12 protein-coding genes are annotated in these 15,649 nt (G+C 65.2%); 8 read left to right on the forward strand and 4 right to left on the reverse strand.

Annotated features, from left to right (window positions below; all coding sequences use genetic code 11):
* Positions 1 to 121: 121 nt before the first annotated feature.
* The 6 genes from GO606_RS21710 to GO606_RS21735 all read left to right on the forward strand — a co-directional run bounded on the left by GO606_RS21710 (position 122) and on the right by GO606_RS21735 (position 9,711).
* Positions 122 to 3,256 (forward strand): DEAD/DEAH box helicase, encoded by a 3,135-nt coding sequence (locus GO606_RS21710; protein ID WP_169118257.1) that lies wholly within the window; start codon positions 122 to 124, stop codon positions 3,254 to 3,256.
* An 85-nt stretch (positions 3,257 to 3,341) separates the two neighbouring features.
* On the forward strand, positions 3,342 to 4,391 hold the full coding sequence (locus GO606_RS21715) for a Fic family protein (protein WP_169118256.1): 1,050 nt from the start codon (positions 3,342 to 3,344) through the stop codon (positions 4,389 to 4,391).
* Positions 4,392 to 4,596: 205 nt separating this feature from the next.
* Positions 4,597 to 5,754 (forward strand): hypothetical protein, encoded by a 1,158-nt coding sequence (locus GO606_RS21720; RefSeq protein ID WP_169118255.1) that lies wholly within the window; start codon positions 4,597 to 4,599, stop codon positions 5,752 to 5,754.
* A complete protein-coding gene (locus GO606_RS21725; protein WP_246979837.1) occupies positions 5,751 to 6,713 on the forward strand; it encodes a TOTE conflict system archaeo-eukaryotic primase domain-containing protein in 963 nt (320 codons plus the stop codon). Before GO606_RS21720 ends, GO606_RS21725 begins: the two co-directional genes overlap by 4 nt.
* On the forward strand, positions 6,698 to 8,182 hold the full coding sequence (locus GO606_RS21730) for a DEAD/DEAH box helicase (RefSeq protein ID WP_246979838.1): 1,485 nt from the start codon (positions 6,698 to 6,700) through the stop codon (positions 8,180 to 8,182). The genes GO606_RS21725 and GO606_RS21730 overlap by 16 nt, the downstream gene beginning before the upstream one ends.
* 377 nt (positions 8,183 to 8,559) lie before the next feature.
* Positions 8,560 to 9,711 (forward strand): ISAs1 family transposase, encoded by a 1,152-nt coding sequence (locus GO606_RS21735; protein ID WP_246979353.1) that lies wholly within the window; start codon positions 8,560 to 8,562, stop codon positions 9,709 to 9,711.
* On the opposite strand, the gene GO606_RS21740 is transcribed toward GO606_RS21735, so the two are convergent.
* From GO606_RS21740 to GO606_RS21755, 4 genes are all read right to left on the reverse strand, one after another.
* Complete coding sequence (locus GO606_RS21740) at positions 9,697 to 10,494, reverse strand: peptidylprolyl isomerase (RefSeq protein ID WP_169120744.1); 798 nt, start codon at positions 10,492 to 10,494, stop codon at positions 9,697 to 9,699. The two genes, GO606_RS21735 and GO606_RS21740, sit on opposite strands and share 15 nt — an antisense overlap.
* A 119-nt stretch (positions 10,495 to 10,613) precedes the next feature.
* Positions 10,614 to 11,015 (reverse strand): GtrA family protein, encoded by a 402-nt coding sequence (locus GO606_RS21745; RefSeq protein WP_246979840.1) that lies wholly within the window; start codon positions 11,013 to 11,015, stop codon positions 10,614 to 10,616.
* Positions 11,012 to 12,658: a glycosyltransferase family 39 protein gene (locus GO606_RS21750; RefSeq protein WP_425532225.1), complete on the reverse strand. Its 1,647-nt coding sequence runs from the start codon at positions 12,656 to 12,658 to the stop codon at positions 11,012 to 11,014. The genes GO606_RS21745 and GO606_RS21750 overlap by 4 nt, the downstream gene beginning before the upstream one ends.
* On the reverse strand, positions 12,655 to 13,542 hold the full coding sequence (locus GO606_RS21755; protein WP_343316367.1) for a glycosyltransferase family 2 protein: 888 nt from the start codon (positions 13,540 to 13,542) through the stop codon (positions 12,655 to 12,657). The genes GO606_RS21750 and GO606_RS21755 overlap by 4 nt, the downstream gene beginning before the upstream one ends.
* A gap of 240 nt (positions 13,543 to 13,782) precedes the next feature.
* Here GO606_RS21755 and GO606_RS21760 point away from each other — a divergent pair, with 240 nt between their 5' ends.
* Positions 13,783 to 14,691, forward strand: a complete 909-nt coding sequence (locus GO606_RS21760) for a ChbG/HpnK family deacetylase (protein ID WP_169120448.1) — start codon at positions 13,783 to 13,785, stop codon at positions 14,689 to 14,691.
* Entirely contained in the window at positions 14,688 to 15,635 is a 948-nt protein-coding gene (gluQRS, locus tag GO606_RS21765; protein ID WP_169120446.1) for a tRNA glutamyl-Q(34) synthetase GluQRS, read from the forward strand. Before GO606_RS21760 ends, gluQRS begins: the two co-directional genes overlap by 4 nt.
* Positions 15,636 to 15,649 lie beyond the last annotated feature (14 nt).

Here is a 15,649-nt window from a genome sequence, read left to right on the forward strand (position 1 = left end):
GGCAAGGTATGCCAGTTCCCATAATTGATCTCTTTGCTGGTCCGGGAGGGTTCTGGGAGGAATTTGTCAACAGACGGCTCGCGCTTCTCACGACGAAGTCACCCTGAGGAAGGCAATATAGATGGAATTGCATGACGGTCTGTACGATCAGGTAGTCACAGAATCGCTGTGGCACACCCTCTCCAAGACGACGGATGAGCACGGTCGCACGATCGAACCTCTGTCAGCGGTAGGTGCCTCGGAGCGATTGGTTGATGCCATCGCCTCGCAACTCACCCGAATGCTGGATGACTTGAGCGGTGAAGGACCGGAAAAGCTCCAGCGCCAATTGGAACTGGCCAATTCCCTTCTGGTGCACGCGCGCCAGCGCCTTGAAGCGAGTGGTGGCGTGATCGACCCGCTGTCTGCGCCATTGCAGCTGCTTCATGCCGTTCACCGGCATTCGCCCCCGCTGGTGTTGCCGGATACGGGGTTGGCCCTGCCCTGGTTGTTTACGGCCGGCAAAGGATCGCCGTCTCTCTTGTCCGAACTGCGCCGCGAAGTCGCCGCCTGCGATCAGGTCGATATCCTGGTCAGCTTCATCACTCATTCCGGCGTGCGCAAGCTGCTGGATATTCTTCAGTCGGCGACTTCCGTGGGGACGGACGGGCAGCCGCGAACCCGACTACGCATCCTGACGACGACTTACACCGGCGCAACCGAAGTCCAGGCACTGGACGAACTTGCCCAACTGCCCGGTTGCGAAGTCCGCGTTTCGCTGGACGGTCGCCGCACCCGCCTCCATGCAAAGGCATGGTTGTTCCACCGTCGTAGCGGATTCGGTTCGGCCTATGTGGGGAGCGCCAACCTGTCGGGGGCCGCCCTGATGGGTGGCCTGGAATGGACGGTCAAGTTCACCGAACGCGGTCAAGCAGAGTTGTTCGAGCGCGCCAAGGCGCATTTCGAAACGCTCTGGGAAGACAGGGAATTCCAAGTCTACGATCCCGAAAACCCGCTGCACAGGACGGCACTCGGAGAAGCACTGAAGCGGGAGTCGGGTGCTGAGGTCATCGCCCGCCCCACCTACTTCGACCTGGAGCCCAAGACCTATCAGCAGGAGATGCTCGATCAGTTGCAGATCGAGCGGGATCACGGACGCTGGCGCAATCTAGTCGTCGCGGCTACCGGCACGGGCAAGACCGTGGTGGCCGCATTCGATTACAGGCGCATCTGCACGCAGGCGGGCGGGCGACCCCGTTTGTTGTTCGTGGCACATCGGGAAGAGATCTTGAAGCAGGCGCTGCGCACCTACCGGGAAGTGCTGCGCGATCACTCCTTCGGTGAGTTGCTGGTCGGTGGGAACGAACCCGAACATTTCAATCACGTATTTGCCACCATCGACAGCGCGACGGCCCGGAACCTGGTTGCCCGTTGGGGCACAGACCGTTGGCACACGGTGGTGGTGGATGAGTGCCATCGTCTTGCGGCCGAACGCTTCGACGTCTTTGTCACTGCAGTGACTCCTCGCATTCTGCTTGGGCTGACTGCCACCCCTGAACGCAACGATGGCAAGCCGATCCTGGGCTATTTCGACAGCCGGCCCGATGGATCGCCTGCGATCGAACTGCGGCTTTGGCATGCGCTCGACCTGCAACTGCTCTGCCCCTTCGAGTATTACGCCTGCGACGATGAAACGGACTTTTCCGGGGTGCCGTGGGAGCAGCCGGGAGAACTGGCGGCCATCGACAAACTCGTGACGGGCAATGATGCGCGTGTGCGGCTGGTGCTGAACGAGTGGCGCCGCCTGGCTGGTGATCCGGCGCGTGGCAAGGCCCTGTTGTTCTGTGTGTCTGTGGCCCATGCGGAATTTGTGACTGGCAAGCTGATCACGGCCGGCATCAAGGCCGTCTGCGTCGTAGGCACAACTTCGGCAGACGAGCGACGGCGTGCACCGGAGATGCTCGCTCGGGGGGAAATCGCCGCGATCGTGACCTGCGATCTTTACAACGAAGGCGTGGACATGCCGCTCGTCGACACCCTGTTGCTTTTGCGCCCGACCCAGAGCCCGGTGCTGTTTCAGCAACAAATCGGCCGTGGCTTGCGTCTGGCCGATGGAAAGGAATCCTGCCTGATCCTCGATTTCGTCGGACAGCACCGGCAGGAATTCCGTTTCGACCGACTGTTTTCCAGCATCACCGGATTGCCGCGAGGCCAGTTAATTGACGCGGTCGAAAAGGGTTTTGGTTCCTTACCGCCCGGCTGCCATATCCACCTCCAACGCAAGACTCGTGAACAGGTCCTGAGCAGCCTAAGACGATTGGTCCAACAGAACTGGCGCCGATTGCGCACCGAGTTGCAAACCTATGCCGCCTTGCGCGGCCGGGGCAACATCCGCCTGGTCGATTTCCTGCGGGAACAGGCCATCGAACTTGAAGACATCTATCGCGGCAGTGGACGTTCCGGCTGGACCAACCTGAAACGTGATGCCGGGCTGCTGACCACGCCAGCCGGCGGTGAGGACGATTATTTCGGCCGTCGTTTCGCAGACTTGCTGCATATCGATGATCCGGAGCGCGTCGATTTGTTGTTCAAGGTCGGAGAACCGGCTGCCGAGTATCAGCCGCAGGGTGAACGCGTGCGGCGTCAGCTTCAGATGCTCGCTTATCAGGTCGATGCGCAGCACCACCAGGCGGGCAGCGGCGAGGATTTCCTGAAACGGCTGAATGCCCACCCGGAACTGCGCACCGAGTTAATCGAGCTTGCTGAAGTAATCCAGGCAAGGATTAGCTTGCTGCACAAGCCAGTTCCCGGTCTGGAGGATGTACCGCTATGCCTGCATGGCAGCTATGGCATCCGGGAAATATTGACGGCCACCGGCTGGCTGTCGGCCGTGCGTCGCACGCCCTTTCAGGCAGGTACCCTGGCCCTAAACGACCGCAAGGTGGAGTTGTTGTTTGTCACCCTGGACAAGCGCGAGGGATACCACGAGCGCATCGCATACCATGACTACGCCATCAGCGCCGAGCGATTCCATTGGCAATCGCAGAACTCGGCAGGCCCGGACACCCCAGTCGGGCGACGTTATCTGCAGAGCCCGACTAACGGCTGGAGTTTCCAACTCTTCGTTCGCCAAGCAAAAGGCGATCCCTACCGCGCCTGCGGCCCGGTGACGCTGGAGCGCGCTGAAGGCCGGAAGCCCATGACTATCTACTGGAAGTTGACCGTTCCGCTGCCGATCAGGCTGTTTCAGGAATTCAGCGTCCTGAGAGGCGCGTGATGGCATTCCCGCGAAGCTGTCGATTCGCTTGTGGATGAATGCGATGCCGGGCGCACTTGTTGACCGATTCTGCCTGAGATAGGAAATGACAAGCTCCCTGAGGCCTTTCTTCCATGACAATGCGGCAATTCCTCCCGCTACCGCTTGGTATCTCTCCGACCTCGGCGAATTCCGCGGCAAGCAGGAGCTCTACACCCGGCAGTCGCCGCAGCGCCTCAAGGCCTTGCGCGAACATGCGCTGATCGAAAGCGCAGTGTCGTCGAACCGCATCGAGGGCGTTTCCGTCGAGCCGTCGCGGGTGCGCGATGTGCTCGTATCGCCCAGACCGCTGTTCCGGGATCGCGACGAGGAAGAAGTGCGCGGCTACCGCGACGCCCTGACCTGGATACACCAGGATGCCCAGCGCCTCCCGGTTGCCAGCGAAACCATCCAGCGGCTCCACGCAATGACGCGGGGTCAGATCTGGGATGCCGGTCTGTACAAGGAGAAGGATGGCGACATCATCGAGCGCTATCCCGATGGGCGCGAGCGGGTGCGCTTTCGCACCGTGCCGGCCAAGGAAACGCCGGCAGCCATGGCCCAGTTGGTCGGCGACTGGCAGGCCTGCCTCGAAGAGCGCTGGGTTCCGCCGCTGATCGCGCTGGCCGCGTTCAATCTCGACTTCCTGTGCATCCATCCGTTCCGCGATGGCAACGGCCGGGTGTCCCGGCTGCTCTGGCTGCTGCAGAGCTACCAACTGGGTTTCGAAGTCGGCCGCTACATCAGCCTTGAGCGCCTGGTGGAGCAGAACAAGGATCGTTACTACGAGACCCTGGAACTGAGCTCGCAGCGTTGGCATGAGGGCAAGCACGATCCGTGGCCCTACATCAATTACGTGCTGTTCATTGTCAAGAGCGCTTATCGTGAATTCGTCGAGCGCGTTGGGGAAACCTCGGAGCCGCGGGGATCGAAAACCCAGATGGTGCTGGAGGCGATCGCCAAGATGCCGGAAACATTCTCCCTGGCCGACCTGGAGCGTGCCTGCCCGGGGGTGAGCCGCGACATGATCCGGCGGGTGCTCAATGCGCAGAAGGGACAGTCGGTCGACTGCATCGGCCGCGGCCCTGGTGCGCTTTGGCAGAGAAGGGGTAATTAGCGTGAAAGGATGTAATAAAGAGGGTAATGTCCTCAAGATGCCGGGAACGGGAGACAAGGAGGTCGGGAGGGCACAGGAAGTGGCGGCGCTGGTCGCGGGGGATGCCTTCACCGGCCAGGCCAGAGTCAGAGGGCGAATGGCGCTATCGGCCAGTCGGATACCGTGCCAAAAGGCGCTTTGCTAAGCCTGCAGTGAGCCTTCTGCCATGAGCGAATACCAGTACTACGAATTCGCCGCTGTCGAGCGGCCCCTCACTCGCGCCGAGATGGCGGAGTTGCGCGCCGTCTCCTCTCGCGCCGTGATCAGCCCCGTCGGCTTCGTCAACCACTACGAGTGGGGCGACCTGAAGGCCGACCCTGCCGACTGGATGCGGCGCTACTTCGACGCCTTCGTCTACACCGCCCACTGGTGCAGTTGCCGGCTGGCCTTGCGTTTGCCGCTGGCGACGTTCGGCGGCGCCGAGTTGAATCCGTTCGCCATTGAAGATGCCCTGTCGATCGAGGCCACGGACGACTACTGGATCATCGACTGGTCTCTCTTCGAGAGCGAGAACTACGACCGCTTCGGGATGGATGACGGCAGCGGCTGGATGGCACGCCTGGTGCCGCTGCGGGACGAATTGCTGCGCGGCGACCTGCGCCCCCTCTACCTCGGCTGGCTGGCCGGTACCGGCGGCGGCGAGCTGCACGACGGGGCGTTGGAACCGGAAGTGCCGCCCGGTCTAGCGGAACTGTCCCCAGCGCAGCAGGCGCTGGTCGAGTTCCTGGAAATCGATCCCGACATGCTCTCCGCGGCTTCGGCCGGCAGCGCTCGTGCGCCGCAGGCCGAGGCCGAAGACAGCGATCGCCTCCATGCCTGGCTAGCGGAATGGTCACGTGACGAGCTGGTGGCGGTGATCGAGCTGATCACGCAGGGCCGGGGGCAGGAAGCTGAACGCCGCGTCAGATCCCGCCATGCCGCCTGGCTGAAAGCGCAACGACCGTCCGCTGCCCTTGCCGCGCGAAGGCGCAGCGTGGCCGAACTGTGTGAACTCGCCAAGGCTGCCTCTGGCGTTCGGCAGGAACGCGAGGCCAAGGAGCGCGCAAATCAGGAGGCCGAATGGCGCCGTCAGCGCGAGGCGCATCTGCGGCGATTGATGGCCGACGTGGACAAGCACTGGGAGGCCATCGACGCGCAGGCGAAGCGCGGTTCGGCCTCCGGCTACGAGCAGGCGGTACAGGCTCTCGTCGATCTGGCGGATGGCTACGCGCTGACATCCAGCCCGAAGGAGTTCGAGCGCGCCTTGCGCCGTTTCCTGGTACGCCATGCGACACGCAGCGCCTTGCTACGCCGGTTGACCAAAGCGGGGCTATGGTCGGGATGACGACAGACAGGGACGACGAACTCGCCCGGCTGCACGCCGAGAATGCTCGGCTGGTCGGCTTGTTGGACGCCCACGGTATCGCCTGGCGCGTGCCTGAACCCGTGGCCACGCCGGTTTCGGCCGCCCCGCTATCCACGGGCGAAAAGGTGGCGCTCTTTCGCGGTTTGTTTCGCGGTCGCACCGACGTCTATCCGGTGCGCTGGGAGAGCAAGGCCGGCAAGAGCGGCTACTCGCCAGCCTGTGCCAACGAATGGCGCGCCGGGGTTTGCGAGAAACCCCGCATCAAATGCTCGGACTGTGGCAAGCGGCTGCTTGTCCCCCTGACGGACCAGACGATCTACGACCACCTCGCCGGCCGTCATGCCGTCGGCGTGTACCCGCTGCTGGCCGACGACAGCTGCCACTTCCTCGCGGTGGACTTCGACGACGCCGACTGGCGCAGCGATGCGCAGGCTTTTACTCAATCCTGTCGCGAACTGGGCGTCCCCGTCGCGCTGGAAATCTCACGTTCGGGCAATGGCGCCCATGCGTGGATATTCTTCTCGTCGAACGTCGCCGCGCGGGAGGCAAGACGGCTCGGCACCGCCATCATCAGCCACACCTGCGCCCGCACCCGGCAACTGAAGCTCACGTCCTATGACCGGCTGTTCCCGAACCAGGACACGATGCCCAAGGGCGGCTTCGGCAACCTGATCGCTCTGCCGCTGCAGAAGATTCCGCGCGAGAACGGCGGCAGCGTGTTCGTGGACGACGCACTGCGGCCGTATCCCGACCAGTGGACCTTCCTGGCATCGGTGCAGCCGATGGCGCCGCACGATATCGAGCCGACGATTCTACGGCCACCGGCGGGTCGCACCCGCTCGATGTCACCTTCATCGCCGCGGAGGATCAGCAAGAGCCGTGGAAACGCACAGCGCCGGGCAGACAGCATTTCCCGGGCCCGATGCCGGCATCCCTGACGGTGACCTTGGGCAATCTCCTCTACTTCGACAAGGCACAGCTTCCGCAAGCGCTCGCGAACCGCCTGATCCGGCTGGCGGCCTTCCAGAACCCCGAGTTCTACAAGGCGCAGTCGATGCGTCTGCCGGTGTGGGATGAGCCGCGGGTGATCGGCTGTGCCGAGAATTTCCCGAACCACATCGCCTTGCCGCGGGGCTGCCTCGATGCCGCCCAGGAGTTGCTGCGCGAAAACAGTATTCGCTGTGAGCTGCGGGACGAACGCTTTGGCGGCGAGCCGCTGGACGTAAGCTTTGTCGGAACGCTGCGGCCGGATCAGGAGGCTGCAGTCGCCGCGATGCTTCGCCACGATATCGGCATCCTGTGTGCGCCAACCGCCTTCGGCAAGACCGTGACGGCCGCAGCGCTGATCGCCCGGCGTGGTGTGAACACCCTGGTGCTGGTGCATCGCACCGAATTGCTCAAGCAGTGGCAGGAGCGGCTGCAGGCATTTCTGGGTGTCGGGAAGGGCGTGATCGGCAACATCGGTGGCGGCAAAACCAAACCCACCGGCAAGATCGACATCGCGGTAATGCAGTCACTGTCCCGGCAGGGCGAGACCAATGAAATCGTCGAGAACTACGGCCAGATCATCGCCGACGAATGCCACCACCTCTCGGCATTCTCGTTCGAGGCTATCCTGAAACGTGCCCGGGCCAAGTATGTGCTCGGGCTCACCGCCACGCCGATCCGGCGCGACGGGCGGCAGCCGATCATCTTCATGCAGTGTGGGCCGATCCGACACACTGCGGCGAAGCCGGCTGGCGCGCCGCAAACCTTGGAGGTGATTCCCCGTTACCTGGCAGCTCGCATTGACCTCGCCACCGACGCCGCCATCCAGGATGTATTCAGGCATGTCGCTAACGACGCCGGCCGTACGGCGGCCATAGCGGACGAGATCGCAGAAGCCTTCGAGCAAGGGCACAAGGTACTGGTGCTGACCGAGCGCACTGAGCACCTTGATGCCATCGGCGCCGCGTTGGGGGACCGAATCCAGCCGCTGTTCACTTTGCACGGCCGCATGTCGAAGAAGCAGCGCGCCGCCTTGATCAGCGAACTGGATGCCCTACGCACCGACGCACCCCGGGTGCTCTTGTCCACCGGCAAGCTGGTCGGCGAAGGCTTCGACCACCCGCCGCTCGACACACTGGTGCTGGCCATGCCGATCTCATGGAAGGGCACGCTGCAGCAGTACGCCGGCCGCCTGCATCGTGAGCACGCCGACAAGACCCATGTCCGCATCATCGATTTCATCGATGCCAGCCACCCGGCCCTGTTGCGGATGTGGGAGCGGCGGCGGCGCGGCTACCAGGCGATGGGCTACCAAACTCTCTCCGCCCCGGCCAGCTACAATCTGGGCTTCGAGTTGGTCGCTTCGAACGAGGCGAGTTCAGCCATCCCAGAAGCGGGTATGAAAGCGGGTACGAAATGAAGCCTGAAAAACCGATCTCCAGCACCGGCGCGGCCCCCCGCCCGCTCTTCCTGTTCAACGTCTGAGCCCGGGCGGCGGGATCAGGACATCCCGCAGCCCCCCGATAAACCCCGTAAGTTTGTGTGATTACGGGGTTTTTTCGCATGACACCCCACGACATCGAGCCGATGATCCTCTGCCGGCAGCTTGCATCCCGGTTCGTGTCACTCGACGGGAAGGCCGGGGCCGGCGGGCCTGGGTCCCTCAGGGCAATCGCATCAAAATGCGGATGCCATTGTCGTTGACCCACTGAAAAAACCGTTAACAGTCAATGGATTACGCCGGGGCTGTTCACAGGATCTTGATTTGTGTAGTTTTCTGTCTTTTTGGGGTGACTCATGGAGACGGGAAATCGGGGAACTGGAAGCGAGAAGTTGTCGCTGGTGGAGGCGTTTTCTGGCCTTCCTGATCCGCGTGTGGCGGGACGGTCGAAACACGACTTGGTGGAGATACTGGTGATCACGGTCTGCGCCCTGGTGTGCGGGATCGACGACTTTGTCGGCGTTGAAGACTGGTCCAAGGAGCGCCTTGACTGGTTGCGGCGCTTCTTGAAGCTGGAGAACGGGATTCCGTCGCACGACACTATTGGCCGTCTGTTCGGGCTGCTGGACAAGAAAGCGCTGGAGGCAGGGTTCCGCCGCTGGGTCGGCGGCGTGCTGCCGGCGCTGGCCGAAGGCACGGTCGTGGCGATCGACGGCAAAGCGAGTCGGCGCAGTCGTCAGGCGGGCAAGCAGGCATTGCACATGGTCAGTGCGTTCGCCGCCGAGGCCGGATTGGTGTTGGGGCAGGAAGCCTGTGCCGAGAAGTCCAACGAACTGACCGCGATTCCCGTCCTGCTGGAAGCCCTGATGCTCAAGGGTGTCATCGTCACCATCGATGCCATGGGTACCCACGCCAACATCGCCCAATCGATTCGGGACAAGGAAGCCGATTACGTCCTGTCCGTGAAGGACAACCAGCCGACCCTGGCTGAATCGATCACGACCTTCTTCGAGATCGGCCAGTCCGAGGGCTGGAAAGCGACCAGGCACACCTACGTCGAGTCGGTCGAGAAGGATCACGGCCGTCTGGAAGTGCGCCGCTGCTGGGCCTTCGATCAACTGGCGTGTTTGGCCAATCCGCAGCAATGGCCGGACCTCATGATGTTCGGGGTGATTGAGGCAGAACGGACGATCAACGGCAAGACCAGCTGCGAGCGTCGCCTCTATATCGGCAGCATTGCCGCCGATGCCGCAACGCTGGCGAATGCGGTTCGCAGTCATTGGGGCATAGAAAATCGTGTTCATTGGTGCCTCGATGTCGCCTTGAACGACGACCAGATGCGTGCCCGCGTAAAGAACGCCGGCGCCAACCTCGCCATCATTCGTCGTCTTGTCCTCAATCTCTTTCGCCTCGACTCTTCTCGAAAAACCGGCATCCACACTCGACGCATCATCGCCGCCTCTTCCGACTCCTACCGCGAAACTATCTTGGGACTACAGGGGATTTGATGCGATTGCCCTGCTGGGTCCCTGGTCGCTCAGGTCGATGCCGACGATTTGTGCCTGGCCGATCAACTGCGCGACGTACTGCTGATACGTCAATTGTTCCAGTCGACCGGTCAGGTAATCGCGAATCCTGGCCTGTACCGCTTCGAAGGGCAGCGCTTCGCCGAGCGCGAGGCGGTCGATCATGACAATGTGGTGACCGAAGCGCGTCTCGACCAGTTGGGGCAATAGCCCGGTCTTGCCGAAACTGACGAGGGCCACCCAGAATTCCGGAACCACGGCGCCCTCCGAGATCTGCCCCAGCGCTCCGCCGATCCTGGCACTCGTGCAGCACGACTCTTCCTGGGCAACCCGTTCGAATGCCTCCGGATTGTTCTTGAGGTGGAACAGCGCGCGCTCCGCCTTTTGTGCGGTTGCCCTGTCGTCTCCGTCGTGTGTCGTGTCGAAAAGGATGTGACGGACTTCGAAAAGATCGCCGCTGCGGAATCTTTGCCGGTTGGCGTCGAAATAGCGGCGGATTTCCTCGTCGGCGACCGGTTCCATGATGACCTCGCGTTCCAGCAGTTTTTCGACTGCCGCTTCCTCGCTGTCGGCCTCGATCCCGACGGTCGCGGCGCGCTGGCGCAGCAGCGTGCGCACTACCAGCGAGCGGGCGGCCGCCTGCCGTGGATTCGGCGCGTCCGGGAACTGGGCCATGACCGCGGTGATCGTCTCTTCGCTGATACGTTCGCCATTGACGGCGATCGCCTCGGGGCCATTTCTGTAAAAGGTGACAATGTTGTCCATGGTGTTTGCGGGAAAGGGGTTGAGGGATATGTCGCGGCGCCGGAGGGCATGCGGCAAAACGGGGATTGAAGCGTGGAAAATCAGCGTTGAAAACCCTGCGCAACCTGCCGGAATCGTGTTCAGCGCGGTGGCGAAGGTGCGCCAAACGTCCATAGCGCGTTGCCGACATAATGCCAGCCAAGCAGCACACCGGTCGTCACGACTTGCGCGAGCAGGTAATGCAGCGCGAGGAGATCGGTGAGAGCGTACATCAGCAGCGCGTTCCAGAGCAGCCCGATGCCCGCGACGGCGAAGAAACGCGGCAGCGCCTCGTGGTGCGCGCGCTCGGAGCGGAACACGAGCCTGCGGTTCATCGCGTAATTGACCAGCGCGCCGAGCACGAAGCCGGCCACCGACCCCACGACCGGCTCGGCGCCCGCGACTTCGACGAGCGCCAGCAGCAACGAGTAATGCGCCAGCGTACCGAGCGCGCCGACCATCGCGAAGCGCAGGAAGCGGCCGAACCGGAAGGTGGCGCTCACTGCGGCTCCCGGTCGGCTCCGGCCAGCAGGCGCCGGTCGCGCACGACCGCGAGGGTCACGCCGTCGCGCACGACTTCGGCGACGACCCTGCCCTTGACCGCCGTATCGCAGTTCATGTGCGTCGCCGCGAGGAAGAAATCCGCAGCGCGCCAGTCGCGCGTCACGTCCAGCCCCGGCGCCAGCCATTCCGCCCCTTGCAGCGATTCGGCACACACCGCGACGCTGTAGCGTCGCCCGGCCGTGCCTTCGCGTGCGACATAGGCATTGAGCAGGCCGGCCGCTTCGCGCAGGCTGCTCGCCCAGTAGTCCTGTTCCCAGCGCCCGGCGGCGCCGCCCGCACCGCCGGCGAAGCCGTTGTAGAACACGTATTCGTACGGGTGCAGGCGCGCCAGCGTCGCGACATGGGCGAGCGCCAGCAGCACGCAGCCGGCCGCCGCAAGCCTTCGCGCGCGAGGCAAACGGGCCGCGCGCCGCCACGCATGCTGCAGGCCCACGGCGCCGAGCACCGCGAGCGGCGGCAGGACGAACGTGAAGTGACGGATGCCGTTGTAGAGCGGCGGCGCGGCGAGCAGCGTGTACGCGAGCGGGAATCCCGCGGCGAGCGCAACCGGCAGCCAGCGCAGCGCAGCGCGGCAGCCTTGCGCGGAGCGCAGCGACGGCAGCGCACGCAGCACGCCGAGCAGCGCGAACGCGACGCCGAGGAGGAACATCTCGGGCAGGCGCACGAGCAGATAGCTCAGCAGGTAATGGCCCGGCACTTCGCCGTTCTTCATCACGGCGCCGGCGAGGATCGTGTCGAGCTGGAAGGCGAAATGCGAGAACGTCGTCATCGCGCGAAACAGGTTGCCCGGCGACATCACCGCCCACGGCCAGAACAGGCCCATCAGCACGAACGCGACGAGCCCGGCCGGCAGCAGCGCGACGACGGCCCGGCCGAGAATCGCTCCCCGTTCCGTCCGGTCCGTGCCGCCGGTCCACGTCGCCCCCAGCACCGCGACGCCGAGATAGAACACCGCGAACACCGCCCCGACACGCAGCCCGAAGGCGCAGCCGATCGCGACGCCGAGGCCGAGCACGTCCGCGCGGCGGATCACCGGCAGGCCGGTCGTGAAGCGGGTCGTGAAATACAGCGCCCACACCATCGCGGCGGCGAACGGCACGTCCTTGGTGTGCGTGAACATCGCCCCGGACCACGCGCCGGTCAGCAGCAGCAGCCCGAGCGCCGCGAGCGCCGCGCGTTCGCCGGCCAGCAGGCGTGCCAGCAGCCAGGTGCCGGCCAGGCCGGCAAGACCGAACGCGGCCGACAACAGGTGGCGCAGATCCCACACGCCGATCGGCACGACGCGCTCGAGCGTCGCCGCGATCAGGTCGAACAGGCCGCCGTAGAGGTACAGGTTCTTGTAGGCGAACGCGGCGCGATCGGCGAAGCCCGACGCGTAGAAATCGACGAGCAGGCGGCCGTAGATATGCTGCACCTCTTCGTCGTTGCTGATGCCGTGCCGGTCGAAGGTGAGCACGATGAACACGGCGGTCGCCGCGAGCAGCAGCAGCGCGAGGCGCCGCGCCCACACCGGCGAGAGCGCCACGGCAGCGGCGTTCGCCCGCAAACCGGCATCAAACGCGACTTCACCCGGGCGATTCACCGTTCGTCCTCGTCGAAACCCAGCTTCTCGGCCACGAGGTACAGCGGCCGCGCCTTGACCTCGGTAAAAATGCGGCCGACGTATTCGCCGAGCACGCCGAGGCTGATCAGCTGGATGCCGGACAGGAACAGCACCGCCACCATCATCGACGCATAACCGGGCACATCGATGCCCCAGACCATCGTCCGCACGACAAGCCAGCCGCCGTAGAGCCCCGACATCGCCGCCATCACCAGCCCGACCAGCGACCACACGCGCAGCGGCAGCGTGCTGAATGCCGACAGGCCGTCCGCCGCGTAGCTCAGCAGCCGCAGCAGCGACCACGCCGAAGCCCCGGCGGCGCGTTCGGCCGGATCGAACGGGATTTCTTCCTGGCGGAACCCGACCCAGCTGGTGATCCCTTTCATGAACCGCGTGCGCTCGGGCATGCTGTTGATCGCGCGCACGACCGCATGGTCGAACAGCCGGAAGTCCCCGCCCCCCTCGGCGAGCGCGACTTCGGACACGCGCTTGAACAGGCCGTAGAAGCCGCGCGAGAGCTGACGCCGCAGCCAGGGGTCGGTGTCGCGCGAGCGGCGCACCGCGGTGACCATCTTCGCGCCGGCCCGCCACCGCGCGAGCATCTCCGGAATCAGCTCCGGCGGATGCTGCAGGTCGCCATCCATCAGCACCACGACGTCGCCTGTCGCCGCGCGCAGACCCGCCGCCATCGCCGCCTCCTTGCCGAAGTTGCGCGCGAAGCGCAGCGCGCGCAACGCGGGATCGATTTCGCACAGGGCGGCGACTTCGGCAAAAGTCGTGTCCCGGCTGCCGTCATCGATGAAGACGATCTCGTGGCCGGCGATGGGCAGGGTCTCGAGGACCGCGGCCAGCCGCGCGTGCAGTTCGCCGAGCGAGCCGCCTCGTTATACAGCGGGATCACCACCGACAGCCTCGGCAGCGTCGGCGAAGGGCGTGGGGCAGCGGCGTGGACGCCGGAACGGCGGGGCATCGGGACGCGGATCGCGCAGATCGGGGCGGGGCACGGCTTCACATTCGAAAAAATCTCCGGACGCGGAGACAACCGAGAGTAAACGCCGCCGGCCCTTCGCGCGTTGACGGCCCGTCCGCGATAAAGTCCCGCCATGCCACACCTTCCCGAAACTCGCCCGATCATCGTCTGCGCCGACGACTTCGGCATCGCGCCGGGGGTCAGCGACGCGATCGTCGAGCTGATCGCCGCGGGCCGCCTGACGGCGACGAGCTGCATGACCGGCCTGCCCGACTGGCGACGGCGCGCACCGATGCTGCAGCAGGTCGTCCTCCGCCACCCTGCCGACGTCGGCCTGCACCTGACGCTGACCGACCACGCCCCCGTCAGCCGCGCAAGCGGACTCGCGCGGCAAGAAGGCCGTCTGCCGACACTCGGCCACCTGCTGCCGCGCGCGCTCGCCGGCGCCGTGCGTCGCGACGCGATCGCCGACGAGCTGCGCGCCCAGCTCGACGCGTTCGAGGATATCTGGGGTGCCCCGCCCGCTTACGTCGACGGTCACCAGCACGTGCATGTGCTGCCGGTGGTGCGCGAAGTGCTCGTCGAGGAACTGCGCCATCGCTATGCGCCGAACACGGTGTGGGTGCGCGACTGCGTCGAGCCCTCGGCACGATGCCTGCGCCGGCGCGTCGCGCTGCCCAAAGCGCTGTTCATCAGCCGTCTCGCGCTCGGCCTGCGCCGCCTGCTGCGTGACTACGCCGTGCCCGCGAACGACGGCTTTGCCGGCCTGCACGATTTTTCCGGACGCCGTCCGTTCGGCGCGCTGATGCAGCGTTTTCTCGACACGTCCGGACCCCGTCCGCTGCTCCACGTCCATCCCGGCCGTGTCGATGCGACGCTGCGGGCCTGCGACAGCCTGACGGCGCCGCGGGAGGTCGAACTCGCCTATCTCGCGTCCGCCCAATTCCCGCGCGATCTCGCCGCGGCCGGCCTGCACCCAGGGCGCTTTGCGGACTTCCCCGCACCGCCCGCCACAAGAATGGCGCTGCCGGCCGGCACATGATCGACGCCTCACCCCCGTATGTCGGCCGCTTCGCACCGTCCCCGAGCGGGCCCTTGCATTTCGGCTCGCTGGTCGCGGGCGTCGGCAGCTTTCTCGACGCCCGCGCGCATCGCGGGCAGTGGCTGCTCCGCATCGAGGACGTCGATACGCCGCGCACCGTGCCCGGCGCCGCGCAGGACATCATCGCGACGCTCGAGCGTTTCGGCTTCGAATGGGACGCCGAGCCGGTGTGGCAGAGCGCGCGGCTCGACGCCTACCGCGACGCCTTCGAGCGCCTGAAAGTCGCGGGACACGTCTTCCCGTGCGCCTGCACGCGCCGCGAGATGGCCGATTCGGCGCTCGCGCGCGACGGCTCGCGCCTCTATCCGGGCACCTGCCGCAACGGCCTGCCGGCCGGGCGCCGCGCCCATGCGTGGCGCGTGCGGGCACAGGGAAGGATCGTGTTCGCAGACCGCATCCAGGGACGGCAGGAGGAGGATCTCGCGACCGAGGTCGGCGATTACGTGGTGCTGCGCGGCGATGGCCAGTTCGCGTACCAGCTCGCGGTGGTGGTCGACGATGCGGCAGCGGGCGTGACCGATATCGTGCGCGGCGCCGACCTCCTCGGTTCGACCGGGCGCCAGATCCATCTGCAGCATCTGCTCGGCTACCCGACGCCGGCCTATGCGCATCTGCCGGTCGTCGTCAACGCGGCGGGCGAAAAGCTGTCGAAGCAGACCCTGGCCGCACCGGTGGCGGCGCTGCCGCCGGCCCGCGCGCTGCTCGCCGCGCTCGCCTTTCTCGGCCAGAATCCGCCACCCGCGCTCGGCCATGCCTCGTTGCGCGAGATATGGGAATGGGCCGCGGCGCACTGGTCGCTCGCCGACGTGCCGCGGCAGCTGCAGGCGCAGGCGCCTGAGGCCTTTTCCGGCCCGGCACGCGGCAACCCGAACCCGGCGCCCTGAAGATCACAGGGACC

The organism is Aromatoleum anaerobium, from assembly GCF_012910705.2.
Classification (GTDB): Bacteria; Pseudomonadota; Gammaproteobacteria; order Burkholderiales; family Rhodocyclaceae; genus Aromatoleum; species Aromatoleum anaerobium.